Source organism: Arthrobacter sp. SPG23 (genome assembly GCF_000876655.1).
Taxonomy (GTDB): Bacteria; Actinomycetota; Actinomycetes; order Actinomycetales; family Micrococcaceae; genus Arthrobacter.
Map to the genome: position 1 here is coordinate 119,091 of NZ_JYCN01000026.1, position 23,241 is coordinate 142,331.

23 protein-coding genes are annotated in these 23,241 nt (G+C 65.1%); 16 read left to right on the forward strand and 7 right to left on the reverse strand.

Features of this window, described 5'->3' with window-relative positions:
• Positions 1 to 136: 136 nt before the first annotated feature.
• The 9 genes from TV39_RS17805 (at position 137) to TV39_RS17845 (ending at position 11,011) form a co-directional block, all read left to right on the forward strand.
• On the forward strand, positions 137 to 388 hold the full coding sequence (locus TV39_RS17805) for a DUF2630 family protein (RefSeq protein ID WP_043484198.1): 252 nt from the start codon (positions 137 to 139) through the stop codon (positions 386 to 388).
• A gap of 93 nt (positions 389 to 481) precedes the next feature.
• The gene (locus tag TV39_RS17810) at positions 482 to 1,210 is read left to right on the forward strand and encodes a FadR/GntR family transcriptional regulator (RefSeq protein WP_043484202.1); all 729 of its coding nucleotides are present in this window, start codon (positions 482 to 484) and stop codon (positions 1,208 to 1,210) included.
• A gap of 169 nt (positions 1,211 to 1,379) precedes the next feature.
• Positions 1,380 to 2,795, forward strand: coding sequence for an aspartate ammonia-lyase (locus TV39_RS17815; protein ID WP_043484204.1), 1,416 nt, complete (start codon positions 1,380 to 1,382; stop codon positions 2,793 to 2,795).
• Positions 2,796 to 2,924: 129 nt separating this feature from the next.
• Positions 2,925 to 4,226, forward strand: coding sequence for a dicarboxylate/amino acid:cation symporter (locus TV39_RS17820; protein WP_043484206.1), 1,302 nt, complete (start codon positions 2,925 to 2,927; stop codon positions 4,224 to 4,226).
• 68 nt (positions 4,227 to 4,294) lie between these two features.
• On the forward strand, positions 4,295 to 4,603 hold the full coding sequence (locus tag TV39_RS17825; protein WP_043484208.1) for an ArsR family transcriptional regulator: 309 nt from the start codon (positions 4,295 to 4,297) through the stop codon (positions 4,601 to 4,603).
• A 251-nt stretch (positions 4,604 to 4,854) separates the two neighbouring features.
• Positions 4,855 to 6,453, forward strand: a complete 1,599-nt coding sequence (locus TV39_RS17830; protein ID WP_043484209.1) for a PucR family transcriptional regulator — start codon at positions 4,855 to 4,857, stop codon at positions 6,451 to 6,453.
• Positions 6,450 to 7,394 (forward strand): glutaminase, encoded by a 945-nt coding sequence (locus TV39_RS17835; RefSeq protein WP_043484210.1) that lies wholly within the window; start codon positions 6,450 to 6,452, stop codon positions 7,392 to 7,394. The genes TV39_RS17830 and TV39_RS17835 overlap by 4 nt, the downstream gene beginning before the upstream one ends.
• 75 nt (positions 7,395 to 7,469) lie before the next feature.
• Positions 7,470 to 8,984, forward strand: a complete 1,515-nt coding sequence (locus TV39_RS17840; RefSeq protein ID WP_043484211.1) for an amino acid permease — start codon at positions 7,470 to 7,472, stop codon at positions 8,982 to 8,984.
• 251 nt (positions 8,985 to 9,235) lie between these two features.
• On the forward strand, positions 9,236 to 11,011 hold the full coding sequence (locus tag TV39_RS17845; RefSeq protein ID WP_235347437.1) for a thiamine pyrophosphate-dependent enzyme: 1,776 nt from the start codon (positions 9,236 to 9,238) through the stop codon (positions 11,009 to 11,011).
• Here TV39_RS17845 and TV39_RS17850 read toward each other — a convergent pair.
• The gene (locus tag TV39_RS17850) at positions 10,980 to 11,687 is read right to left on the reverse strand and encodes a DUF2306 domain-containing protein (protein ID WP_043484212.1); all 708 of its coding nucleotides are present in this window, start codon (positions 11,685 to 11,687) and stop codon (positions 10,980 to 10,982) included. The two genes, TV39_RS17845 and TV39_RS17850, sit on opposite strands and share 32 nt — an antisense overlap.
• Positions 11,688 to 12,091: 404 nt before the next feature.
• Here TV39_RS17850 and TV39_RS17855 point away from each other — a divergent pair, with 404 nt between their 5' ends.
• Complete coding sequence (locus TV39_RS17855) at positions 12,092 to 12,289, forward strand: hypothetical protein (protein WP_011693996.1); 198 nt, start codon at positions 12,092 to 12,094, stop codon at positions 12,287 to 12,289.
• Positions 12,290 to 12,405: 116 nt separating this feature from the next.
• Here the strand turns inward: TV39_RS17855 and TV39_RS17860 are convergent, their stop codons facing one another.
• The 3 genes from TV39_RS17860 to TV39_RS17870 are packed head-to-tail and all read right to left on the reverse strand — an operon-like array spanning position 12,406 to position 14,683.
• Positions 12,406 to 12,909, reverse strand: coding sequence for an SRPBCC family protein (locus tag TV39_RS17860; RefSeq protein ID WP_043484213.1), 504 nt, complete (start codon positions 12,907 to 12,909; stop codon positions 12,406 to 12,408).
• Between the two features lie 14 nt (positions 12,910 to 12,923).
• Positions 12,924 to 13,256, reverse strand: a complete 333-nt coding sequence (locus TV39_RS17865) for an ArsR/SmtB family transcription factor (RefSeq protein WP_043484214.1) — start codon at positions 13,254 to 13,256, stop codon at positions 12,924 to 12,926.
• A gap of 41 nt (positions 13,257 to 13,297) precedes the next feature.
• Complete coding sequence (locus TV39_RS17870) at positions 13,298 to 14,683, reverse strand: NtaA/DmoA family FMN-dependent monooxygenase (RefSeq protein ID WP_235347438.1); 1,386 nt, start codon at positions 14,681 to 14,683, stop codon at positions 13,298 to 13,300.
• A gap of 153 nt (positions 14,684 to 14,836) precedes the next feature.
• Between TV39_RS17870 and TV39_RS17875 the strand changes: the two genes are divergently transcribed.
• Genes TV39_RS17875 through TV39_RS17885 form a run of 3 tightly spaced genes read left to right on the forward strand, consistent with a single transcriptional unit; the run spans position 14,837 to position 16,825 of the window.
• Complete coding sequence (locus tag TV39_RS17875; RefSeq protein ID WP_326942852.1) at positions 14,837 to 15,271, forward strand: hypothetical protein; 435 nt, start codon at positions 14,837 to 14,839, stop codon at positions 15,269 to 15,271.
• Entirely contained in the window at positions 15,268 to 16,017 is a 750-nt protein-coding gene (locus tag TV39_RS17880; RefSeq protein WP_043484216.1) for a cyclase family protein, read from the forward strand. The genes TV39_RS17875 and TV39_RS17880 overlap by 4 nt, the downstream gene beginning before the upstream one ends.
• A gap of 46 nt (positions 16,018 to 16,063) precedes the next feature.
• The gene (locus tag TV39_RS17885) at positions 16,064 to 16,825 is read left to right on the forward strand and encodes an IclR family transcriptional regulator (RefSeq protein WP_043484217.1); all 762 of its coding nucleotides are present in this window, start codon (positions 16,064 to 16,066) and stop codon (positions 16,823 to 16,825) included.
• On the opposite strand, the gene TV39_RS17890 is transcribed toward TV39_RS17885, so the two are convergent.
• On the reverse strand, positions 16,818 to 17,594 hold the full coding sequence (locus TV39_RS17890; RefSeq protein WP_043484747.1) for an IclR family transcriptional regulator: 777 nt from the start codon (positions 17,592 to 17,594) through the stop codon (positions 16,818 to 16,820). The genes TV39_RS17885 and TV39_RS17890 overlap by 8 nt on opposite strands.
• Before the next feature lie 123 nt (positions 17,595 to 17,717).
• The gene (locus TV39_RS17895; RefSeq protein WP_043484218.1) at positions 17,718 to 19,175 is read right to left on the reverse strand and encodes an amino acid permease; all 1,458 of its coding nucleotides are present in this window, start codon (positions 19,173 to 19,175) and stop codon (positions 17,718 to 17,720) included.
• 300 nt (positions 19,176 to 19,475) lie between these two features.
• Here TV39_RS17895 and TV39_RS17900 point away from each other — a divergent pair, with 300 nt between their 5' ends.
• On the forward strand, positions 19,476 to 20,525 hold the full coding sequence (locus tag TV39_RS17900) for a homoserine dehydrogenase (RefSeq protein WP_043484219.1): 1,050 nt from the start codon (positions 19,476 to 19,478) through the stop codon (positions 20,523 to 20,525).
• On the forward strand, positions 20,518 to 21,927 hold the full coding sequence (locus TV39_RS17905; protein WP_235347439.1) for an aldehyde dehydrogenase family protein: 1,410 nt from the start codon (positions 20,518 to 20,520) through the stop codon (positions 21,925 to 21,927). Before TV39_RS17900 ends, TV39_RS17905 begins: the two co-directional genes overlap by 8 nt.
• Positions 21,928 to 21,940: 13 nt before the next feature.
• Here TV39_RS17905 and TV39_RS17910 read toward each other — a convergent pair whose 3' ends face one another.
• Entirely contained in the window at positions 21,941 to 22,429 is a 489-nt protein-coding gene (locus TV39_RS17910) for an Lrp/AsnC family transcriptional regulator (protein ID WP_043484220.1), read from the reverse strand.
• A gap of 84 nt (positions 22,430 to 22,513) precedes the next feature.
• On the opposite strand from TV39_RS17910, the gene TV39_RS17915 reads away from it, so the two are divergent.
• On the forward strand, positions 22,514 to 23,212 hold the full coding sequence (locus tag TV39_RS17915; protein WP_043484221.1) for an HAD hydrolase-like protein: 699 nt from the start codon (positions 22,514 to 22,516) through the stop codon (positions 23,210 to 23,212).
• Positions 23,213 to 23,241 lie beyond the last annotated feature (29 nt).

A 23,241-nucleotide genomic window follows, 5' to 3' on the forward strand; every position in this document is an offset into this window, starting at 1 on the left:
ACGACGGCGGGACCTCCCGCCGTCGTCCGCTTCTGTTTGTTCCGGTTGCCCGCGCCGGCACGCCCCCGCGAAGATCTGGTCAGGCACCGCGGGCGACACTACGCTGGCTGGTACCCCCTCCAGGAAGAAGGACACCGTGGACGAACAGGACATCCTGCACCGCATCCAGAGCCTCGTTGACGAGGAACGCGAGCTTCGTGACAAAGCGGAGTCCGCCGCGCCCGGCGCCGATCACGCCCCGGACCGCTCACGGCTGCAGCGCATCGAAGAGGACCTGGACCAGTGCTGGGATCTGCTGCGCCAGCGGCGGGCCAAGAAGCAGTACGGCGAGAATCCGGACGAGGCCGAGGTGCGGCCGGTCAAGCAGGTGGAGGACTACCGCGGCTGATTCGGCGTTCTTTGTGGGCGGCGAAAGCACCCCGGGCCACGCAATATTCAGGACCCCTTTGACAGGTTCTGTGACAAGTGCCATAGTCGTCGTATGAACCTGTTGGACAGCTGGACAGCTGCGCAAGACCGAGTGGTGCGCGTTGGGGCGGCCGAGGCGGTGTTCGCATCCCTTCGCAGCGCCATCGAGGGCGGCAGGATTCCGGTCGGCACCCGCCTCGACTCGGAGGCCTCGCTCGCCAAGCAATACGGTGTGAGCCGGACGATGGTCAGGGAAGCACTGCGTTCATGCACCGCACTGGGACTGACCGCCACCCATACAGGCAAGGGCACCTTTGTCATCGCTGACAAGGTGGCCCAGGACCTCAAACTCGGCAAGTACTCCGCCAGCGCCCTCGTGGAAGCCCGCCCCCACGTCGAAGTGCCTGCCGCTGGCCTGGCAGCCCAGCGCCGCAGCGCCGAAGATGTGGAGGCTCTTCGGGAAATCCTTCGGGAAATGTCCGAAGAGGACGATCTGCAGCAGTGGGTGCTGTTGAACACCGAGTTCCACGTGACCATCGCCCGGTGCAGCGGGAACGGCGTGTTCGAATCATTCCTGTCGGACATCTGCGACGCCATGGCCAACCAGTCCAACACCCTCAACCTCGTGGCTGACCGGCGCAAGGAATCCGGCGAAGAGCACGCGCGCATTTTCGCTGCCATTGAGAGCGGATCAGCCGAGGAAGCATCCCAGGCCATGAGGATGCATCTGCACGGGGTGGAATGCGCCCTGGGCACCATCGTCCCCGGAAGCGAGAACTCCACGTCCGGCCATACGCGCTAAACCCTAAGCCCCGAATTTCACCCAGCGTGCCCTGACCCGCCCAACCACCGCATGCCCGCGCGGCCTCCCTGCCGCGGCACACCCATGCCTCCGTGCTGCCTGCGGCGTCCCTGAAGCGCGCCAAAATTTCACCGTCCAAACCCGTCAACGAAGCCCTGCGAGGACCCAAATGACCATTTCCCTTACCGCCCCGGACACACGTTCCGAGCATGATCTCCTGGGTGACCGGGACGTTCCCGCCGCCGCGTACTGGGGCGTGCACACGCTCCGGGCCGTGGAGAACTTCCCCATCACCGGCCAGCCGCTCTCCACCAACATGTACCTGGTCCGCGGCCTCGCCGCCGTGAAACTCGCAGCCGCCCGCACCAACCACGAACTCGGCCTCCTCGACGCCGAACGCGCCCACGCCATCGAAGCCGCCTGCACCGACGTCATGAACGGCAAACTCAACGACCAGTTCGTCGTCGACGTCATCCAGGGCGGCGCCGGAACCTCCTCGAACATGAACGCCAACGAGGTCATCGCCAACCGCGCCCTGGAAATCCTCGGACACCCCAAAGGCCACTACACCCGCCTGCACCCCAACGACCACGTCAACCTCTCCCAGTCCACCAACGACGTCTACCCCACCGCGGTGAAACTCGGCACCATCTTCGCCGCCCGCGAACTCCTCGCCGCCCTCGCCGAACTCCAAGACGCGTTCGCCGCCAAAGCGGTGGAATTCCGCACCGTGGTGAAGATGGGCCGCACCCAGCTCCAGGACGCCGTGCCCATGACCCTCGGCCAGGAATTCGGCTCCTACGCCGTCACCATCGGCGAGGACCGGCTCCGCCTGGCCGAAGCGGACCTGCTGATCCACGAAATCAACCTCGGCGCCACCGCCATCGGCACCGGCCTGAACGCCCCCGCCGGCTACACCGAAGCAGCCTGCCGGCACCTCGCCGAAATCACCGGCCTGCCCCTGGTCACCGCGCCGGACCTCATCGAAGCCACCCAGGACGTCGGCGCCTTCGTCCACCTCTCCGGCGTCCTCAAACGCGTCGCCGTGAAACTCTCCAAAATCTGCAACGACCTCCGGCTGCTCTCCTCCGGCCCCCGCGCCGGACTCGGCGAAATCAACCTCCCCGCCGTGCAGTCCGGGTCCTCCATCATGCCCGGCAAAATCAACCCGGTGATCCCGGAAGTCGTCTCCCAGGTCGCCTATGAGGTGATCGGCAACGACGTCACCATCACCATGGCCGCCGAAGCCGGGCAACTCCAGCTCAACGCCTTCGAACCCGTCATCGTCCACAGCCTCCACAAGAGCATCTCCCACCTCGAAGCCGCCTGCCGCACCCTCACGGCACGCTGCGTCCGGGGCATCACCGCCAACACCGAACACCTCCGCCTCACCGTGGAACAATCCATCGGCCTCGTCACCGCCCTGAACCCCCACCTCGGCTACACCACCGCAACCGCCATCGCCCAGGAAGCCCTCGCCACCGGCAAAGGCGTCGCCGAACTCGTCCTCGAACACAACCTGCTCACCGCCGAGCAACTCGAAGACCTCCTCAGCCCCCAACGCCTGGCCAACCTGAGCAAATAGCGCCGCCGGTTGAGCCTGTCGAAACCAGGTCTCGACAAACTCGACCAGCGACAACCACCCCGCAAGACCACGGGAGCAGGGGCACACCGCCGTGCCCAAATATCCCCGGTCTCTACCCAAGGACTGACTATGAAAAACAAATCAACAATGTGGATTCTGGCCGCACTCGTCTTCGGAATCCTCAGCGGGCTGCTGTTCCACTGGCTGCTGCCGCTGGAAACGCGCGAATCCGTCGTGGCGGTCCTCGACACCGTGACGCACATGTTCCTGAACCTCATCAAAATGATCATCGCCCCGCTGATCTTTGCCACCCTCGTCTCCGGCATCGCTGGAGCGGCGAAGTCCGCCGGCGTGGGCAAGCTTTTTGGGCGCTCCATGGTCTGGTTCCTGTCCGCCTCCGTCCTGGTAGGGGCCTTCGGATTCATCACCGCCCATGTGCTCAACGTCGGTGACGGGCTCAACCTGATGCCAGGCGGCGACGCGGGGATGGAAACGAAGCCCCTCGATTACCAGGAGTTCATCACCCACATCATCCCGACGAGCGTCTTCGCTGCCCTGACTGCCAACAACCCCCTTCAGATCCTTGTTTTCGGCGCCTTGTTCGGCATTGCCTTGCTGAATCTGCGAAAGAAGGGCCGCTCCTCCATCGCGGATGCCATCGATGAACTGATGGGCGTCATGCTGAAGGTCACCGGGTATGTGATGAAGGCGGCCCCGGTGGGCGTTTTCGCCGGCATCGCGGCAGCCTTCACCTCCAAGGGCCTGGATGCGTTTGCCACTTATGCCTCGTTCATCGGCGGCTTCTACGTCTCCCTCTCCGCACTCTGGGCGATCATGATCGCCGTCGCGGTCGCTTTCCTCGGACGGGCGGCCTTCCGGCTGGTCCGGATTGTGCGTGAACCCATGGTTATCGCATTCGCCACTTCCAGCAGTGAAGCCGCCCTGCCCAAGCTCATCGAAGGCCTGACCAAGTTCGGCATCGAGAAGCGCACCACCGGCTTCGTGCTGCCCCTGGGTTACTCGTTCAACGTGGACGGTTCCATGATGTACATGACCTTTGCGTCGGTCTTCCTGATCAACGCCTACGGCATCGACATGGACCTCGGCCAGCAGATCGCGATGACCGCAATGCTCCTGCTCAGCAGCAAAGGCATGGCCGGCGTGCCCCGCGGGTCACTCGTCGTCGTGGCTGCCGTGGTCCCCGGTTTCGGTATCCCCGCCGCCGGCATTGGCGTCCTGCTGGTGATCGACCAGCTCTTGGACATGGGACGCACCGCCACCAACATCCTGGGAAATGCCATCGCCACCGCCGTCATCGGCCAGAAGCACGACAGGTCCGCCTCCCGACTCGAAGCGGAGCCTTCCGGAGCGCCCCACGGCGCGCAGGACGCTGAGTTCAGCAGGGAGCTTGAGCCCGCTTCAATGCGCTGACCAGGCCCCGCCCGGCCACCCTCGTTTCTACCAAAATCCCCCACACACCGAATGAAAGGACATGGACAATGACCGCTGATTCTGAACTCCAGAGCCCGACGGACGTGCAAACCCTTGAGCGGACGGCAAGGACGCGGAGAACACCGATCAGGGCCCAAATCGTCGACTACCTGGCAAGCAACGGTGCTAGCAAGGTAGCCGACATCAGCAACGGCATCGCCTCCTGCCGGGATTCGGTCAGGCACCATCTGGCCGCCCTTGAGAGCGCTTCGATCGTCCGTTCCAACATTGCTCCCGGAGAAAGGGGCCGGTTCACGCCCTTCTACGCGCTCACTCCTGGAAGATTCGCCCCTGGAAAAACAGAGACGGACTCCTGACCGGGCGGGCGCCGGCCGCCAGGGAAACGGACGACGGCGGGACCGCCCGCCGTCGTCCGTTGCGCCTTAAGCCGCGTGCCGCAAAAGCGGCGCCCCGTGCCCGCCTTCCCCGGCCGGCCGCGCCTTGGTTCAGGGACCTAAAACGCAGCACTGGATTTAGTCCGGCACCCATATTTTCCGGGAAATGCTCTGGATAGCATGGTGTGACCGGACAGAGCCGTCCGGACGGGTATCAATGCAGAAGGAAGCCCATGGCCGCAGCGACAATGGATGACATCCTGTCGGATCTCCCCCTTGGTTTCGCCAGCCTCATCCTCCGGCCGTCCAACGCGGATTCCCCGATTGAACGCTTCCTGATCGTTGACTCCGACGACGAAACGTCCGACGGCGGCGCCGCGTTCGTCCTGCTGATCGGGGTTCGCGGGCGGTCCGCTTTGCCGGCGCTGCGGCGCCTCCTGAAGAATCCTCCCCTGGTGCTTGCCGTCAAGGGCAGGACCGGCGAACTCGAGGAAGCCGAAGAGCTGCTCCGCGCAGCAGGAACGGGCCTTCTCCTGGTGGACCCGGCCGCCGACTGGGACCGGCTCCTGTCCATCGCCAAGGACAGGATCATGCCCCGCAGCTACCAGAGCGAAGTGCTGACGCTGCTGGAAGAAGACCTGTTCGCCATCGCGCAGACCACTGCACGCCTGACGTCGAGCCACGTGGTCATCGAGGACGCCGCGAACAAAGTCCTCGCGTACTCCACAGTGACCAATGACATCGATGAGCTCCGCAAGGCATCGATCCTTGCCCGCCGGGGTCCGCGAAAATACGAACTCCTCCTGAAGGACCTCGGCGCCTACCGCGAACTGCACCGGACCCGACTGCCTGTCAGGGTTCCGGCCCGGCCGCAGGACGGACTCCGGGAGCGCATCGCCATCACCCTGTTCGCCGGGGACCGCATCATGGGGTACATCTGGCTGCAGGAAACCGGAGACGGCTTCGGGGCCGACGTCGACTATGTCCTCACCGGATCCGCGGCGCGCGCGTCTGCCGAGCTGATCCGCTACCGGAACCAGCAGTCGGTGCACATGCGGCAGGACCGGATCGCGCGGATCCTCTCCGGTCCGGCAGAAGCCGCGGCGAGCGCCCACAGCGAGAAGATCCCGGCGGACCGCCCCGCAGCGCTCATCCTGTTGGGAATGTCGGCAACTGACGCGCAGGCAGACGATGCAGCACTCAAACACGGGGAACTCGCCAACCTCGCGTCCATCCACGCGGCTGCGTACAAACAGTCGGCAGTCGTGGGGCAGTTCAACGGCGACACCGCGGTGATCATCCCGGCACTCCAGTCCGCCAATGCCGAAGCCGGGCTTCGGAGCCTCGCCGAAGCCATCGTGCGGGACGCCGGAAAGCACCTGGGCATCAGTCCCTTTGCCGCAGTAGGACCCGTCGCCCCCGATCTGCTGTCGATTCACTCGGTGACCGCCAAGACGGAGGCACTGCTCGGGTCCATGCGGCGGGACGGGACCGCTGCTGTGGCCACCGTGGATGACTTCGAAGTGGACATCCTCTTCCACGAAGCCCTTGAGAATTTCACAGCCTCGGCTTTCCGCCATCGCAGCCTCTGGTCCCTCCTCCGTGACGACGGGGAACTGGCGGAGACCCTTCGGGTGTATTTCGAGTCGTCACTGGACGTCAGCGAATGCTCAAAGCGAATGAAGCTGCACAAGAACACCGTCTATTACCGGATCAGCAAGGCCAGCCGCGTGACCGGCCTGAACTTCACCGATCCCCGCCATTCATTGGTCGCCCTGCTCCACATCCAGGAGTGGGCCGGCAAGCACAAGGAGCACCCGCGCAACCCATGAAGACAGTACTCGACTCGCCCCCTCTCGACCTGGTCCTGGACGATATCGTGCGGAACCACCGGCCCCGGGCTGAAGCAGGATCAGTTCCCGCAGGCATCCCCCACCTCTCATCCCCGCCGTTCAGCCGCTTCGGCATTGCGGTGGCCACATCGTCCGGGAAAGTGTTCAGCGCCGGAGATGCCGACGTTCCCTTTTCCATCCAGAGCATCTCCAAGGTCTTCACGCTGGCCCTGGCACTCAGCTCAGGCGACCCGGGCGGGCTCTGGTCCAGGGTCCTTCGCGAACCATCCGGCACGTCCTTCAACTCCCTGGTGCAGCTCGAAGTGGAGCACGGGATTCCCCGGAATCCGTTTATCAACTCGGGCGCCCTGGTGGTCACCGACCACCTCATGGAACGATTTCCCGACGCCGCCGAACAACTCCTGCACTTCCTCTCCCGGGAGGCGGGCCACCGCATCGGCGGGCAGGGACCGTTCATCGACGAGGACGCCGCGAAAAGCGAGCTCGCCAACAGCAGCCGCAACCTTGCCCTGGCCCACTTCCTGAGGGACTTCGGCAACCTGCGCTACCCCGCGCAGGCGGTAGTGGAGAACTATGTCAGGCAGTGCTCCATCATGATGACCTGCGTGGAGACGGCGAAGGCCGCGCTCTTCCTGGCCCAGGACGGCCGGGGCGCACAGGGCACCGTGGTCTCCCGGAGTGAGGCCAAACGCATCAGTTCCATCATGCTCACGTGCGGCATGTATGACGCGGCCGGCGAATTTGCCTACCGCGTGGGGCTCCCGGGGAAGAGCGGCGTAGGCGGCGGAATCCTGGCGATCGTGCCCGGCGAAGGGGCCATCTGCGTCTGGAGCCCCCGCCTCGACTCCAAAGGCAATTCCCTGGCCGGGACTGCGGCTCTCGCCGATCTGGCCGAGCGCACCGGCTGGTCCGTCTTCTAACTTTCCCCTCAGCTGTTTCGAATAATTTCCGCTAAAACCCCCATTTAGATCTTTGACAGGTCGAAAGGAACACCCATGTCCAACAACCCCAATGGCGAGGTTGCTTTGTACGAGGCCGACGGCGGCCACGCCCACGCACCGGATTCACTGATCCACGCCGAAGACGCCGGCTATCACAAGGGCCTCAAGGCGCGGCAGATCCAGATGATCGCGATCGGCGGAGCAATCGGCACCGGCCTGTTCCTCGGCGCCGGCGGCCGCCTCAACGCGGCCGGCCCCTCCCTGGTGATCGCCTACGCCGTCTGCGGCTTCTTCGCGTTCCTGATCCTCCGGGCGCTGGGCGAACTGGTGCTGCACCGGCCATCATCAGGCTCGTTCGTTTCCTACGCCCGGGAGTTCTTCGGTGAGAAGGCTGCCTTCATCTCGGGGTGGTTCTACTGGATCAACTGGGCCACCACCACCATCGTGGACATCACCGCCGTGGCGCTCTACATGAACTTCTTCGGCAAGTACGTCCCGTGGATGGGCGCGGTGCCGCAGTGGATGTGGGCGCTGATCGCACTGGTAGTGGTTCTCTGCCTCAACCTCGTTTCGGTGAAGGTCTTCGGTGAGCTGGAGTTCTGGTTCGCCCTGGTCAAGGTGGCGGCATTGGGCGCGTTCCTCATCATCGGCACGTACTTTGTCATCTTCGGCACCCCGGTGGACGGCCAGGACGTCGGGCTGAGCCTGATCTCGGACAACGGCGGCATCTTCCCCAACGGCCTGCTGCCGATGATCATCCTGATGCAGGGCGTCCTGTTTGCCTACGCCTCCATCGAACTCGTGGGCACCGCTGCCGGTGAAACCGAGAACCCGGAGAAGATCATGCCCAAGGCCATCAACTCCGTGGTGTTCCGCATCGCCGTGTTCTACGTCGGTTCCGTCCTGCTGCTGGCCCTCCTGCTGCCCTACACGTCCTACGAGAAGGGCGTCAGCCCGTTCGTGACATTCTTCGGTTCGCTGGGCATCGAGGGCGTGGACGTCATCATGAACCTGGTGGTCCTCACGGCCGCCCTGTCCTCCCTTAACGCCGGCCTCTACTCCACCGGCCGGATCCTGCGCTCCATGTCCATGGCCGGCTCCGCCCCCAGGTTCGCCGCCCGCATGAACAGGGCGGGCGTTCCGTACGGCGGCATCGCCCTCACGGCGGTGGTTTCGCTCCTGGGCGTGCCGCTGAACTACCTCGTCCCCGCGCAGGCCTTCGAAATCGTGCTGAACGTGGCCTCGGTGGGCATCGTCGTCACGTGGGCCACCATCGTGGTGTGCCAGATCCAGCTCAAACGCTGGGCGGACAAGGGCTGGGTGGAGCGCCCCTCCTTCCGGATGTTCGGTGCTCCCTACACCGGCTACCTCAGCCTGCTGTTCCTGCTGGGCGTGCTGGTCATGGTGTTCATCGATTCCCCGCTCACCTTGTTGGTGACGCTCGTGGCCTGTGCGCTGATGGTGGCGGGCTGGTACTCCTGCCGCAGGCGGATCCATGAGATCGCCGAGGTCCGGAGCGGATACACCGGCGCCGCGCCCGTGGTGGCCAACCGGACTCCCATCCGGTAGCCGAAACACCCGCCCGCCGCATTCCCTCCGGCCCCGCAGCCCCGGATCCCACCAACAACCGAAGAAAGCCCGCCATGAACCGACAAGACCTGCTAAGCCCCCAGCCCCGCGGGGCGTCCACGGAAAACCAGACGACAGACAGTTGCGAGGACGGCTGCTTCTTCTGCACCGGACCGGAAACCGACTAGGCACCACCGGCGCCTCCACCCAACACACGTAAACCAACACCCAACCCAAGAAGACAAGCAGAGATGACAACGGAATCCGCATCCACCATGACAGCAACCGACATCAGGCCCATCGACGGCGGCACCATCAATCACCTCGCCGTACAGCCGGCCTCCGCGACTGACCCCGGAACACTGAACTCCGGCGGCATTAAGGAAGGGCCCGGGACCCTGAAATCCGCCGGGCACGTGATTGTGGATTCCCTCGTGGCCCACGGAGTGGAGCGCGCCTACGTTGTTCCCGGCGAGAGCTTCCTGGACGTACTGGACGGGCTGCACGGTTCCGACATCGACACCGTGGTCTGCCGGCATGAAGGAGGCGCCGCGTACATGGCCGAAGCCGACGGCAAGATGAACCAGCGCCCGGGGGTGGCCATGGTCACCCGCGGGCCCGGCGCGGCCAACGCCCACGTGGGCCTGCACACGGCCTGGCAGGACTCCACGCCCATGCTGCTCTTCGTGGGGCTCATTCCGTTTGCGCACCGTGACCGCGAAGCGTTCCAGGAATTCGACATCAAGGCGTGGTTCGACACCGGGGCCAAGCGTGTCATGGTGCTGGACCACGCCGAGCGGGCCTCCGAGATCGTTGCGGAAGCCATGTTCGCGGCCATGAGCGGACGGCCGGGCCCCGTCGTGGTGGGCCTGCCGGAAGACATCATCCGGCAGCAGATCGATCCGGCGCTGCACCCGGCCATTCCGGTGGCCGCGGGCGGCATGAGCACCACGGACGCTGAAGCACTCGCCAGCGCCCTTGCACTGTCCAAGAAGCCGCTGTTTGTCACCGGCGGCAATGACTGGACCCAGGAAGCGGCCGGCCAGCTCACCGGCTGGCTCGAAAAACACCACATCCCGGCCGCCGCGGAATGGCGCACGCAGGGTACGGTTTCCTGTGATTCGCCGTCCTACGTGGGCCCGATCGGCTACGGCCGCCCCCGCCCCACGTATGACCTCCTGGAGGAAACCGACCTGCTCGTGTTCGTGGGAACGGTCCCCGGCGACGTGATCACTGACGGCTTTGTCTGCCGGCAGGACTGGAACAAGCAGAACTTCCTGGTGACCATCGACCCCTCGCTGCGCGGCCGGTCGGGCCCCGTCTCTCGGCAGATCGTGGCCAAGCCGGATGCCTTTGTCCGCGACCTGCTGGGCATCGACCTGCCCGTGAAAGACGAGTGGAAAGCGTGGACGGCCAGGATGCGAGCCGAACAGGCGTCCTTTGCGGCCCTGCCGCCGGCAGCGCCGGGTGACGGGCCCGCCAGGATGGACACGCTGATGGCCAACCTCGTGCCGCGGCTGCCTGAGGATGCCATGGTGACGTTCGGGGCGGGCGAGCACACCAACTGGGCGCACCGGTACTTCCCCACCCGCCGTTACGCATCCATGATCAGCGCCAGGAACGGCTCCATGGGCTACTCCGTCCCGTCGGCCATCGCCGCTTCGCTGGCCAGTCCGGAGCGCCGGGTGGTAACCATCGCGGGCGACGGCGAGTTCTTGATGAACGGACAGGAGCTGGCCACCGCTGCCCAGTACGGGGCCACGCCGCTCATCATCGTGATGGACAACCAGGAGTACGGCACCATCCGCACCCACCAGGAACGGCACTACCCGTCGCGGGTTTCGGGGACGCAGCTGAAGAACCCCGACTTCGGCCTCATGGCCACAGCATTTGGCGGGTTCGGCGTCACGGTCACCCGCGACGAGGACGTGCCGGCCGCCCTCGACGCCGCATTCCGGGCCATCGACCGGGACGGGACGTTTGCGCTCATTCACCTCATCGTGGAACAGCGGGTGAAGGCGTACTGACCGGACGGCGGACCCCACCGGCCGCACGCCGGGCGCGGCGGCGGATGACGTACTCGGCAACCGCCACGTTGATCATCCACCCCGCTCCCAGCAGCGCTGCGCGCGTGGGCACATCGGTGGGGCCGACCAGAAGGAGCCAAGGGATGCTCACCAGGGCTTGGGTTCCCGCGCCCACGGCGATAGCGTAAGCGCGCGTCATCCAGGCACTGTGCCCGGCGAAGTCCCGGCGCCGGATCGCTGCGAGGCCCAGGACGATGCTCGCCAGCATGGCCGAGCCGAAGAAGAGCCGGAGCGGGACGTCGGTGTAGCCGTCCGGGAGCGGGTAGAAGACGGACATCCACAGCCCGGAGAGCGCTGCGAGCAGCCCGGCCGGGATGAGAATACGGCCGGCGATGCGGTGCCAGCCGCGCCTGCCGCGAAGCGAGGGAACGAACTGCAATGCTCCGAGCAGGGAGTAAACGGTGACGCTGACAATGTGCGTTACCACCGGGACGGGAGAGGCGAAGAACCGCGCGTTCTGCGGCGTGACCGTTGCACCGGACGTCAGTTCGGTCAGCCGGAGCGCGCCGAAAACTACCGGAATCAGGCTCAGCAGGATCAAGGCTGCGGGCACGGGCCACTCGGGCCCGGAACGCCGGACAGGTAAAGCTGCGGAGCTAGTGGTTTTGATTGACATGGCCGGTCCTTTGGAAGGTGGGTGTACGGCGTACACCTCTTCCCGTTGACGATAGGTGTACGCCGTACACTTGTCAAGGGAAGGGCGGTCCGGCCGCCTCGCAGCAAGGGCTGTGATGATTCTCACGCGCAATCAACGGATCCTGGCTTGAGCCGCCGCCGCCCCTCCATGCATCATGGAAAGGACGGTTGAGAATGCGATTTCACAGCCTCACCAGCCCTTGTTCCGCGCTGAGGCGCAGTGAATGCAGAGGCTTAGAACGACCCAACCTGGTGGACGCAACGAGGCCAAACCAGTGAGCTCGCCGAGCTGCGCAAGGCCTCTGAGCGTTCATGAATAGACCCGTCCCGGGCTCCGCGCCGATGCGAAGCCCATGACCAAATTTATGAATGAGGCACCGAATAATGACGTTCGAAACCAATCACTCCGTGACCCTTAAGATCTGGGACCGCTCCGCGATCGACCACACGCTGGACGCCCTGGTGCACGACATTTCCACGAAGGCCAACGCCCACCGGAACGATGTTGCCGTCACCCTCAGCGGGCCGAACACCTTCACTGTGAGCCTGAACCGCAGCGCCGCCCAGGGCGCCGCAGTCTAGTAAAGCCGCAGTCTGGTAAGTCAGACTCACCGCAACGCAGGCGGACGACGGCGGGAATTCCCGCCGTCGTCCGCCTGCGTTGTCAGCTTTAACAGTTAGCCACGGTCCGGCCCCCGTCAGGCGTGGGAGTGCTCGGCGAGGAGGGCGTCGATCTGCCCTACCGCCTCCTTCATGCCTTCCTCCATGCCCATCTCCACCATCTGTTGCATCTGCCCTTCGGACTCGAAGGTGGACTGGACGGTCATCCGGGTGCGGTCGCCGTCGCTGATCGCTTCGAGGTTCACGGTTCCGCGGGTAATGCCCATGGCCTCCACCGGATCGCCCTTCTCGTCGGCGAAGCCGTCGTCAAACGCAAGACGTTTGGGCGCATCGACAGCGGTGATGTGCCACCAGCCGCGGCTCTTCTGGCCATCGGGACCGGTCATGTAGTAGCCCGCCCTGCCCCCCGGGCGGAAATCGAACTGCTCAAACGTGGCCGGCCACGTGGGCGGACCCCACCAGCGCTCGAGCTGCCGCGGGTCTTCCCAGAGCTGCCAGACGCGCTGGATATCGGCATCAAACTCGGCGATCAGGGTGAAGCTCAGCGCCTCGAGATTCTTGGTGGAACTGATGACAGTCATAGCGGAACCCTTTCCTATCCTTCAGCGAGAATGTCTGCGATCCGCTCGGCACGCTGCCGCCAGATCGCCTCGTACTCATCGAGCAGCCGGCGGGCTTTCTGCAGGCCTTCATGGTTGCCCCGCACCATCTGCTCCCTTCCGCGCTTCTGCTTCGCGACCAGGGAAGCGCGCTCCAGCACCGCCACATGCTTCTGAACGGCGGCGAAACTCATGGCGTAGAGCGCGGCCAGGCCGGAGACCGAGTACTCCCCTACCGTCACCCGCCGCACAATGTCGCGGCGGGTTGGATCGGCGAGCGCCTGGAAGAGGCGGTCCAGTTCGGCTTCACTCATCTGATCTACAACCATTTGGTTGTAGAATACGACCGGCGGGTCCGGGTGTCAATGGGTTAGCGCTGGCGGAATCCGGCCCCATAAGCCGTGGCGGCCATCAGGTCCGCACCGTCGGCACGGAGCCTGGAGCGCAAGGTGCCCTTCTTCGGTTCCGTGTCGTAGAGCCCTCTCTTGGCGAGCTCCGGCACCACCATTTCGGCGAAATCGTTGAGCGAGCCCGGGCTGACCAGCGGGTTGATCATGTAGCCATCCAGCCCCGATACCGCCGCGTGTTCCTCGATCTGCGACGCGACGTCCTCCGGCGTGCCGATGAACAACAGGTCCGTTCCGCGCGTGACCTCGGAGAATTTGCGCCGCACGTCGCCGGCGGTGAGCGGCCGGTCCTGCGGGGCCCCCTTGACCACATAGGAGGTCAATCCGTTGGATGCCGTGGCCAGCGGTTCGTCGTCGGCGTACTGGCTGAGGTCGATCCCGGTGTCGCCGGCATAGCTGACCAGCTGTGCCTCCAGGTGGTAGTTGCGCTGCAGTTCCTGGTACTTTTCCTGCGCTTCGATCGCCGTGGGCGCGGTGATGATCCGGGCGAGCGCCATGGAGCGGACCTCGCCGGCGGGACGGCCGCCCTCCTGCGCCCGGCGGCTGATGTCCGCCAGGCCTTCGGCAATTTCCTGCGGATCCTTCTTGGGCAGCAGGATCACTTCAGCATGCTTGGCCGCGAATTCGCGGCCCCGCGGGGACCACCCCGCCTGGAACAAGGTGGGCGTCCTCTGCGGCGACGGGGACGTCAGCGACGGCCCGTCCACGCGGAAATGCTCGCCGTCGTGGTTGATCGACCTGACAGAACCGGGACGCGCGTACACCTTTTCGCTCTTGCTGCCGACGACGGCGTCGCCCGCCCAGCTGCCTTCCAGCAGTTTGTAGAACACATCCATGAACTCATCCGCGCGGCCGTACCGGTCCGCATGCTTGAGCATCTCGTCCATACCGAAGTTCCTGGCCGCACTGGAAAGGTATGACGTGACGATGTTCCAGCCGATCCGGCCGTTGCTGAGGTGGTCCAGGGTGCCAAAGCGGCGGGCAAGGGAGAACGGGTGCTCGTAGGTGGTGGACGCCGTGATGACGAAGGACAGCCGCTCCGTCAGCGCCGCCAGCGCAGGGACGTAGACGAACGGGTCGTTCGCCGGCGCCTCGACGGCCCAGCCGAGGGCAGCGTCGGAGGATCCGCCGTAGACGTCATAGAGGCCCAGCACGTCGGCGAAGAACAGTGCATCAAGGTTGGCCTGTTCCGCAGTCACGGCCACATCCCGCCAGCGGTCCAGGGAGTTGACCGCCAGGCGGTCATCCAGCGGGTGGGTCCAGAGGCTCGGGGCGCCGCCGCAACCGACGCTTGCCTGTTCATAGAGGGCGAAAAGCAGCGGGGTGGCGGTGGCGCTCAAGGGGATCACTTCGCTTTCGTGGACGGGACCATGTCAATCTATGTGCATCATATACAAGTAAATATGCTTGTGCTGCTCATCACAGTCTGTCAGGATGAATCACAAGCCGCACGGACGGCTCCGGACGATCGAGGGAAGAGGCATCAAGGCATGGATATTGGAATGAAAAGTGTGCGCAAACTCCGCGTCCACTGGCCCATCGGCGCAGGTTCCTTAAGGCGGCTGGTGGAGGGTGACCTGGAGGTCCTGAAGGCGGACCCGGGCCTCTCGTCACTTTTCGACACACTGGAGTCCTGCCCCGATCTCGGGGACTTTGGAAACTACCGGCATGTGTTCGAATCGAGTCTCGGCTTCGAGGGCTTCACGGCATCGGCCGGCGCAAATCCCACTTTTGGCCGCGCTGATGAAAGAACTTTTTCGCCCACCTTTGTCCTGACCACGTATCTGGACGCGGATCTGTCCGAAGAGGCCGTCAGCCGGCTCGTCGGGCGCATGATCGAAGTTCACCCGTGGGAGGTGCCGGTCATCGAACTTTCCGAGCCGGTCCGGGTTTCCACGGCAGCGTCTGTTCGTCCGGCACTGGGACGGGCGTCATGACAGTCCAGGCCGCCGGGCTCTGGGAAGGATTCCAGTCGTTGCTGTCCGGCCGGTCGTTCACCGATCTGACGCACGCTTTCCACCCCGGCCAGCCACATTTCCCTGCCTTTCCGGACGAACGCAGGACGGCTTTGTTCGACCTGGAAAACGGCGACGGTTTCACGGCACACGTCTACTCCATCGTCGGCCAGTGGGGCACCCACGTCGACCCGCCGTCGCACTTTATCCGTGGCGGGCGAACGCTGGACAACATCCCGGTGGACGAGATGGTGCTGCCTCTGGTGGTACTGGACATCAGCACCAGGGCCGCGGGTGACGCCGACGCGACGCCCACGCTGGATGACGTCAGCGCCTGGGAGGAGCGCAACGGAAGGATTCCGGCGGGCGCGTTCGTGGCGCTTCGGACCGGCTGGAGCAACCGCTGGCCCGACCCGGAAGCCATGGCGAACCGGGATTCCGACGGCGTCAGCCACACACCGGGCTGGTCCCAAGAGGTGCTGTCCTTCCTGGTCGGCGAGCGGAGCATCACGGCGATCGGCCACGAGCAAACCGACACGGACCCGGGCAAGGCGACGTCGAACCAGGATTTCAGCCTGGAAACCTACATCCTTGCCCAGGACTGCTGGCAGATAGAGTTGCTCGCCAATCTGGACGGCCTGCCCGAATCAGGGGCTGTGCTGGTGGCTACCTGGCCGAAGCCGCACGGCGGAAGTGGATTCCCGGCACGGGTCTTCGCGATCCACTAGGGACAAGCTCCCTGCCCCTCGGGCGCCAGGAACTAAGATCGGATCCATGTCGAAGATCTCCAGCATGGGCCGCGGAATGCAAGTCGTCTTCGCCGTCGGGTCCCGTCACAAGGGCGGGGCGCGGGGCGCGACTGTCGGGGACATCGCCGCGGATCTCGGCAAGGACCGCAGCCAGATCTCCCGCGGACTGAAAGCCGCCCAGCAGGAGAACTTCCTGCTCCGGGGCGGGCACCGGGAGTATTCGCTGGACTGGAGCCTCTATACGGATGCCCAGTTGCTCACCGAGCAAAGGCTCCGAACCGAGGGATTGACGGCGCTGGAGGGGCTCGTCGAGGACACCGGCGAGGGCTGCTTCCTGGGTGTCCTCAACGGGGACAGCACCGTGACCATTGGTGAGCATGTCCCGCCGAACAGCACGATGGTGGGCTCGTGGATCGGCCGGCCCTACCCCGCTTACTGCAGCGATGCCGGCCAGGCGCTGCTGTGGGACGCCAGCGACGCCGAGGTCCGGGCCGTCTTCAGCCACACCGAATTCGTGCGCCACGGCCCCAACACTCCCGCCGACATCGAGGACTTCCTTGTTCGCCTGGCCGGGGCACGGGAGCGCGGATATTCCGTGGTGGATGAAGAGGCGGAGCCTCACCTATACTCCGTGGCCGTTCCCGTGCGCGATTTCCGCGGCGAGACCATCGCCGCGTTGCAGGTGGTCGGATCAAAGGCGCGACTTGAGCCCAAGTGCGAAGAGATTGCCGCCGCGGCCCTGAAGTGGGGCGGCCGGCTTGAAGCGGCCCTGGGGCGTCCTAGCTGACTCCGGCGCCGTCCGCACCCACCGCTGCGAGGCGCTTTGCTGCCGAATGCAGCGCATCGGCTATTTCCCCGGTCCGGAGCTCAACGGCGGCCCGGCTGCCCAGGACGGAGAGGGCTGCGCTGACGCGTCCGTCCGGATCCCGCACGGGCACGGCCAGCTCATGGACATCGTGCTCGAACTCCTCGGCCGCCCCGATGAAGCCCTGCGGACGGTCACGCTCCATCAATTCGCACACTTCCGACACAGAGTGGGCCGCCCGGGGGCCGCCCACGCCGATGAAGTCCATGCCCTGAAGAAGCTTCTCGACCTCGGTTGCCGTGTGGTCCCAGAGGAGGGCACGGCCTGATCCCGTGCACCAGACGGGTGTGACCATGCCCGGTTTCACAAAGCTTCCCAGCACGCCGTCATTGCTCGACGTCCTGAGGAGGATCACGCGCACACCGTCACGGACTGACAGCCGGGCCCGGAGCCCGAACTCCGCCACGAAGAGTTCCAGTTCGCTCTTCGCCTGGCCGATCCAGCCGGCATTAAGGCTGGCCGCAAGCTGGAAGAAGGCCGGACCGGCACGGAACGGTCCGCGTTCCACCCGCTCCAGAATGGCCAGCTCGCACAGCTCCTGGGTAAGCCGGGACACGCGGCTTTGGTCCATCTCCAGTTCGGCGGCGAGCTGGGATACCCCCAGCAGTCCCCTGCCCCGCTTCTCGCGGTCGACGATGAGCCGCACAATGCGAAGACCTTGGCCCAGCGATGACGCTTCCGACAATTCCAAGCTGAACCGCTCCCTCTGGTGGACTTCACCGCCCATTCTCACACAGCACCGGCGGCCCAACACTGGTTGGGCCGCCGGGCCGGAGACGCTGCGGCAGCACTGCCGCAGCACTGCTGCAGCTAGCTACTTGGCGAGCTGCGGCCGCCGTCCGTACTTGTAGTAGAAGAAGGCGTAGCAGGCGCCCACGAAGGGAATGCCGAAGTACAGGGCCGCGACCTGATTCGGGTCGAAGGCGATGCCGATCAGCGAGATGAGGCACAGCGCGAAGGCAAGGATCGGAACCACCGGGAACAGCGGGGCCTTGTAGGCGAGGTCGTCGATGTTTCCACCGTTCCGGACGAAGGCCCGCCTGTGGAAGAAGTGCGATGCCGTGATGGACATCCAGACGCCCACAACAGCGAACCCGGCGACTGACACCAGTGCGAGGTACACCGATTCCGGCGCAACGACGCTGCTGATGAGCGAGGCCAGCCCGCCCACCATGCTGACGCAAAGGGCGATGAGGGGAATCCCGCGTTTGGTCAGCTTCCGGAATGCCTTCGGGGCGTGCCCCTCCTCGGACAGGGAAAAGAGCATCCTTGCGCAGGAGAACAGGCCGCTGTTACCGGCGGAGAGCAGTGCGGTGATGATGACGAAGTTCATGATGTCCGCGGCATAGGGGATGCCGATGGAGGAAAAGACGGTGACGAAGGGACTCTCGTCCAAGCCCACCTGGTCAAAGGGGATGGTGGCGGCGATGACAGCGATGGCGCCCACGAAGAAGATCAGCAGGCGGAACACCGTGGTCCGCATTGCCTTGGGAATGCTGGTCTCGGGGTTGGCGGTTTCGCCCGCTGCGACGCCGATGAGTTCCGAACCGGAGAACGCGTAGAAAACAGCCAGGGCAGTCACCAGGACGCCGGAGAAGCCGTTGGGGAACAGTCCGCCCGACGTGTTGAAGTTTTCGAACAGGAACGGGTGGGAGCCGCCGGCCAGCGGGTGGAACCCGACCAGCGCGGCGCCACCGAAGGCAATCAGGACGACGATGGCACCCACCTTGATGATGGAAAACCAGAACTCGGATTCGCCGAAGAAGCGCGAGGAGACGGCGTTCAGGGCAAACAGTATGGACGCGAAGACGACGCACCAGACCCACACCTCGATTCCCGGGAACCAGCGCTGCATGAGCAGGCCGGCCGCGGTGAATTCAGATCCCAGGGCCACCGCCCAGCAGAGCCAGTACAGCCAGGCCGTGGTGAAGCCGGTGGCGGGACCGATGGACCTTGCGGCGTAGATGTGGAACGCGCCCGAGACCGGATAGGCGATGGCCAGCTCGCCGAGGCAGGCCATGACGAGGTAGACGACGAAGGCGCCCACGAGATACGCGAGGACCGCGCCCAGCGGGCCGGCCTGGGAGATCGTGTAGCCCGAACTGAGGAAAAGGCCCGACCCGATGACGCCGCCCATGGCGATCATCACCAGGTGCCGCGGGCCCATGGATCGCTGGAGCCCCGGCGCCGGTCCGCGCTCTGATTCAGCGGGTCCCGATTCAGTTAATAAAGAAGCCTGCTGATCCAAGCGGGTTGTGGAAGAAAGTTCCATGAATTGCTCCCGGGAGAGTAGTCGAGGTGCGAACGGGATTGATGCACCGGAAAGCCTCGGAGGGCGCTGGGGACCAGACCGGTAAACCCAACCACCGTGATGAAAGTAACACCAAAACGCCTTTTTGATCTTTAAAAACATTCTTAGATGCATATATTGCACGAATATTAAGGGCAGGCGGTACGTATGGCGTCATCCTTGGTCACTTTGCGCAGTCCTTTGGGCGGAATCACATGGCGGGACGGACACGGAGCGCCCTGAGCATGGAAGCACCAAGCAATTCCGAGAGAAGGACACGGCATGACCACCTACGACCTTGCACTGATTGGCTTCGGCGGAGTGAACCGCAGCCTCGCTGAGCTGATCGCCGCCCGCGGTGAAGCACTCCGCGCCGAGGTGGGCTTCGGCCTGCGTGTAGTTGCCATCACGGATCTGCGCCTCGGGTCCCTCGTGGACGCCGGCGGCATCGACTTGTCCATGGCCCTGGCGCTGGGCGGCGACGGCGAAACCTTTGCCCGGCACGGCGGTTCCGCGGAGCCGGATAACGAGGGCGTGATCCGCAACTGCCCGGCGGACATCATCTGCGAGGCCACCTTCACCAATCCCGAGGACGGCGAGCCGGCGGTGTCCCACGTCCGCTGGGCGCTGGAGTCCGGCAAGAGCGTCTGCACAACCAACAAGGGACCCGTGGCGCTACGCGGCCGGGAGCTGGCAGCCCTGGCGGAACGGCAGGGTGTCCGCTTCGAGTTTGAAGGTGCCGTCATGAGCGGCACTCCGGTGATCCGGCTTGCCAAGCAGATGTTCGGCGGGCTGCAGCTCAACGGCTTCGAAGGGATCATGAACGGCACCAGCAACTACGTCCTGGGGCGCATGGAAGCGGGTCTTGAACTTGGCGAGGCTGTCCGGGAGGCCCAGGAACTGGGTTACGCCGAGGCGAATCCCGCCGCTGACCTCGAAGGATTCGACGTGCAACTGAAGGTGCTGATCCTCGCCAACGAACTGCTTGGCGGGAACCTGCAGCTGACGGACGTCCACCGGGAGGGAATCTCGGCCCTGACGCCGGAGGATATCCGGGCAGCCGCTTCGGCCGGCCGGCGCTGGAAGCTGATTGGATCCGCCAGGCGGACTCCCGACGGCGGCATCGTGGCGGGCGTTGCTCCGCGCGCCGTTGAAGTGGAGCACAGCCTTGCCGGCATCTCGGGCGCCACGAACGCGGTTTCGTTCGACACCGACCTGCTGGGCCCCGTGACGGTTTCCGGTCCCGGCGCCGGACGCATCGAGACGGCCTACGCGCTGCTCTCCGACATCGTGGCCATCCACAAGATGGCGGAAGGACTGGCACATGTCTGAGGCCACCATGATGCAGGTTGTCCGCGCTCCACGGCTCCACGAGGTGACCAGTCCCTACGACGGCAGGATTGTCGGATGCGTCGCCATCACCGACGTCAGCGCCGTTGAAGAACTGATGGCCGCGGCACGCTCGGGCGCCGCGGCGGCAAAGTCCCTGTCCCGCCATGCACGCGCTGCCATCCTGTCCACGGCCGCTTCCGACATCGAACGCAGGAGCGAGGTCTTCGCACAGACCATCGTGGCGGAGGCGGGAAAGACCATCCGCCAGGCGCGCAAGGAGGTGCACCGGGCCGTCAACACCCTCCGGCTATCCGCGGAGGAGGCTACGCGCGGTGCCGGCGAGGTCATACCCTTCGATTCCTATGCCGGATCAGAGGACCGGACCGGCTGGTTCACGCGCGAGCCGCTAGGGATCATTGCGGCCATCACGCCGTTCAACGATCCCCTCAACCTTGTGGCCCACAAGGTGGGCCCGGCGATCGCAGGGGGCAACGCCGTCGTGCTCAAGCCGTCAGCCCTCACGCCGCTGTCCGCACAGCTTCTGGCCGACGCCCTGTACGACGCCGGCCTGCCGCCGGAGGCCCTGACGGTGGTCCACGGCGGGAGGGATGTTGCGGCTGCCATCATCAGGACCCGGGACGTGCGGATGGTTTCCTTTACCGGCGGCTTCGCCACCGGTGAGGCAATCGCCCGCACGGCCGGGCTAAAGAAGCTCGCCATGGACCTGGGCGGCAACGCACCGGTGATCGTCCTGGATGATGCGGACGTGGACCATGCAGTGGATTCCTGTGTGTCCGGCGCGTTCTGGGCTGCGGGGCAGAACTGCGTGGGAGTGCAGAGGATCCTGGTCCACCACTCCGTCTACAGCGAATTCCGTGGGAAGTTCCTGGCTGCCACCCAGGCGCTGGTAACCGGTGACCCCGCCGAGGAACGGACCGACGTTGGCCCCATGATTACGCCCGGTGCGGTGCGGGAGGTCCAGCTCAAGATCAGCGGGGCCGTTGATGCCGGTGCAACGGTCCTGGCAGGCAACCGGGCGGAGGGAAATGTGCTGCTGCCGACGGTCCTGGAGTCCGTTCCGGAGGAATGCCGCCTCTGGCAGGAGGAAGTCTTCGGACCGGTGGTCATGCTCAAGGTGTTCAGCACCTACAACGAAGCCATCGAACTGGCGAACTCCATCGAGTTCAGCCTGCACGCAGGCCTCTTCACCAGGTCGCTCGCGTCGGCCATGGGTGCGGCACGTGATCTGGACGCGGGCGGCGTCATGATCAATGACTCCTCAGATTACAGGTTCGACGGCATGCCGTTCGGCGGGTCAAAATACGGCAGCATGGGCCGCGAAGGAGTCCGGTTCGCCTACGAGGAAATGACGCAGCCCAAGGTGGTCTGCATCAGAAACTAACGAGGCAGCAGGCCTACGGCCCGTCTGTCCCGGGCACGTCTGTCCCGTGCCCGTCGGTTCCCTGCCGGCGGATGACGTTGGACAGGGTCAGCGCGGTCACGGTGTCGCCCACGCCGGGGAGGGCCGCGATCTGCTCCCAGATCTCCTGGACCCTGTCCAGCGAGCGCGCTTCAAGCCTCACCAGCAGGTCAAAGTCACCGCTCAGGACATCGCAGAGGACCACTTCGGGAATGGTCCGCAATGCTGCCAGGACGTCGGCACCGCGCATGCGGTCCTTGCGGTAAATCATGAGGAAAGCGGAAACCATGCTCTGGCCCACGCTGCCCGCCACAATCGTGTAGCCCTGGATGTAGCCCTGCCGCTCCAGGCGGTCAACACGCTGCCGCACGGCGTTCCGGGACAAAAGCACCCTGCCGGCCAGTTCGGCATGGGACACCCGGGCGTTCTTTGTGAGTTCCGCAAGGATCTTCTGGTCGATGTGATCCAAACCCGCCCCGTCCATCCCTACCCTCCGCCGCAATCATCGGTTCGCCCTTGTCCCCTGGACAGCGTAGGCCGATGCCGTAGCCAGAAAGGCTCCGCAGAAATGATACGTCCACGCCGGGACAATCAGGCACCCGCCGCCATCACCTGCATTCTGTTCGACATGGACGGGACGCTTCTGGACTCCGCGCCGGGGGTGATGGACAGCGCTGCCCGGGCGCTCGAGGCGGTCAATGCCCCTGTCCCTCCACCCGGGGAACTGCTCAAGTATGTTGGACCGCCCATGTACGAGTCGTTCAGGCACAGCGCAGGCCTGGACGAAGCAACAGCCCGGGACGCGCTCCGGCACTACCGCGCAGCCTACGCCGAAACAGGGGCTCGGCAATCCAGCCTTTTTGGCGGCATCGACAACCTGTTGGCTCAGCTGGATTCGTTGCAGTGTCCGATGGCGGTGGCAACGTCCAAAGTGGAGGATCAGGCGGTCCGGATGGCCCGCGCTTTTGGGATCGACCGCCACTTCGCCGACGTCTGCGGTGCCTCCGACGCGGCCGGAAGGGCCTCCAAGGAGGATGTGATTGCCGAATCGCTGGCGCGGCTTAAGGCACAGGGCGTGGACATCTCCAGTCCGGTTATGGTGGGCGACCGGAGCTACGACGTTGCCGGCGCGGCGGCACACCGGATTCCTACGATTTTTGTCTCATGGGGCTACGGGGAGCCGTCGGAAGCCCGTGAAGCCGCAGCTGTGGCACAGACCCCCGGGATTCTTGGGCGGCTGCTATGCGCCGGCCGGCCCCCTGCCTGAGCGTGTCGTGAAAAGAGCGGCTGCAGCCA

Excerpts from the sequence above, each read along its gene's own strand:
- TV39_RS17810 (WP_043484202.1), top strand. The coding sequence starts at position 482 with ATGAACCTGTTGGACAGCTGGACAGCTGCGCAAGACCGAGTGGTGCGC.
- TV39_RS17815 (WP_043484204.1), top strand. The coding sequence starts at position 1,380 with ATGACCATTTCCCTTACCGCCCCGGACACACGTTCCGAGCATGATCTC.
- TV39_RS17820 (WP_043484206.1), top strand. The coding sequence starts at position 2,925 with ATGAAAAACAAATCAACAATGTGGATTCTGGCCGCACTCGTCTTCGGA.
- TV39_RS17825 (WP_043484208.1), top strand. The coding sequence starts at position 4,295 with ATGACCGCTGATTCTGAACTCCAGAGCCCGACGGACGTGCAAACCCTT.
- TV39_RS17830 (WP_043484209.1), top strand. The coding sequence starts at position 4,855 with ATGGCCGCAGCGACAATGGATGACATCCTGTCGGATCTCCCCCTTGGT.
- TV39_RS17835 (WP_043484210.1), top strand. The coding sequence starts at position 6,450 with ATGAAGACAGTACTCGACTCGCCCCCTCTCGACCTGGTCCTGGACGAT.
- TV39_RS17840 (WP_043484211.1), top strand. The coding sequence starts at position 7,470 with ATGTCCAACAACCCCAATGGCGAGGTTGCTTTGTACGAGGCCGACGGC.
- TV39_RS17845 (WP_235347437.1), top strand. The coding sequence starts at position 9,236 with ATGACAACGGAATCCGCATCCACCATGACAGCAACCGACATCAGGCCC.
- TV39_RS17850 (WP_043484212.1), bottom strand. The coding sequence starts at position 11,687 with ATGTCAATCAAAACCACTAGCTCCGCAGCTTTACCTGTCCGGCGTTCC.
- TV39_RS17855 (WP_011693996.1), top strand. The coding sequence starts at position 12,092 with ATGACGTTCGAAACCAATCACTCCGTGACCCTTAAGATCTGGGACCGC.
- TV39_RS17860 (WP_043484213.1), bottom strand. The coding sequence starts at position 12,909 with ATGACTGTCATCAGTTCCACCAAGAATCTCGAGGCGCTGAGCTTCACC.
- TV39_RS17865 (WP_043484214.1), bottom strand. The coding sequence starts at position 13,256 with ATGGTTGTAGATCAGATGAGTGAAGCCGAACTGGACCGCCTCTTCCAG.
- TV39_RS17875 (WP_326942852.1), top strand. The coding sequence starts at position 14,837 with ATGAAAAGTGTGCGCAAACTCCGCGTCCACTGGCCCATCGGCGCAGGT.
- TV39_RS17880 (WP_043484216.1), top strand. The coding sequence starts at position 15,268 with ATGACAGTCCAGGCCGCCGGGCTCTGGGAAGGATTCCAGTCGTTGCTG.
- TV39_RS17885 (WP_043484217.1), top strand. The coding sequence starts at position 16,064 with ATGTCGAAGATCTCCAGCATGGGCCGCGGAATGCAAGTCGTCTTCGCC.
- TV39_RS17895 (WP_043484218.1), bottom strand. The coding sequence starts at position 19,175 with ATGGAACTTTCTTCCACAACCCGCTTGGATCAGCAGGCTTCTTTATTA.
- TV39_RS17900 (WP_043484219.1), top strand. The coding sequence starts at position 19,476 with ATGACCACCTACGACCTTGCACTGATTGGCTTCGGCGGAGTGAACCGC.
- TV39_RS17905 (WP_235347439.1), top strand. The coding sequence starts at position 20,518 with ATGTCTGAGGCCACCATGATGCAGGTTGTCCGCGCTCCACGGCTCCAC.
- TV39_RS17910 (WP_043484220.1), bottom strand. The coding sequence starts at position 22,429 with ATGGACGGGGCGGGTTTGGATCACATCGACCAGAAGATCCTTGCGGAA.
- TV39_RS17915 (WP_043484221.1), top strand. The coding sequence starts at position 22,514 with ATGATACGTCCACGCCGGGACAATCAGGCACCCGCCGCCATCACCTGC.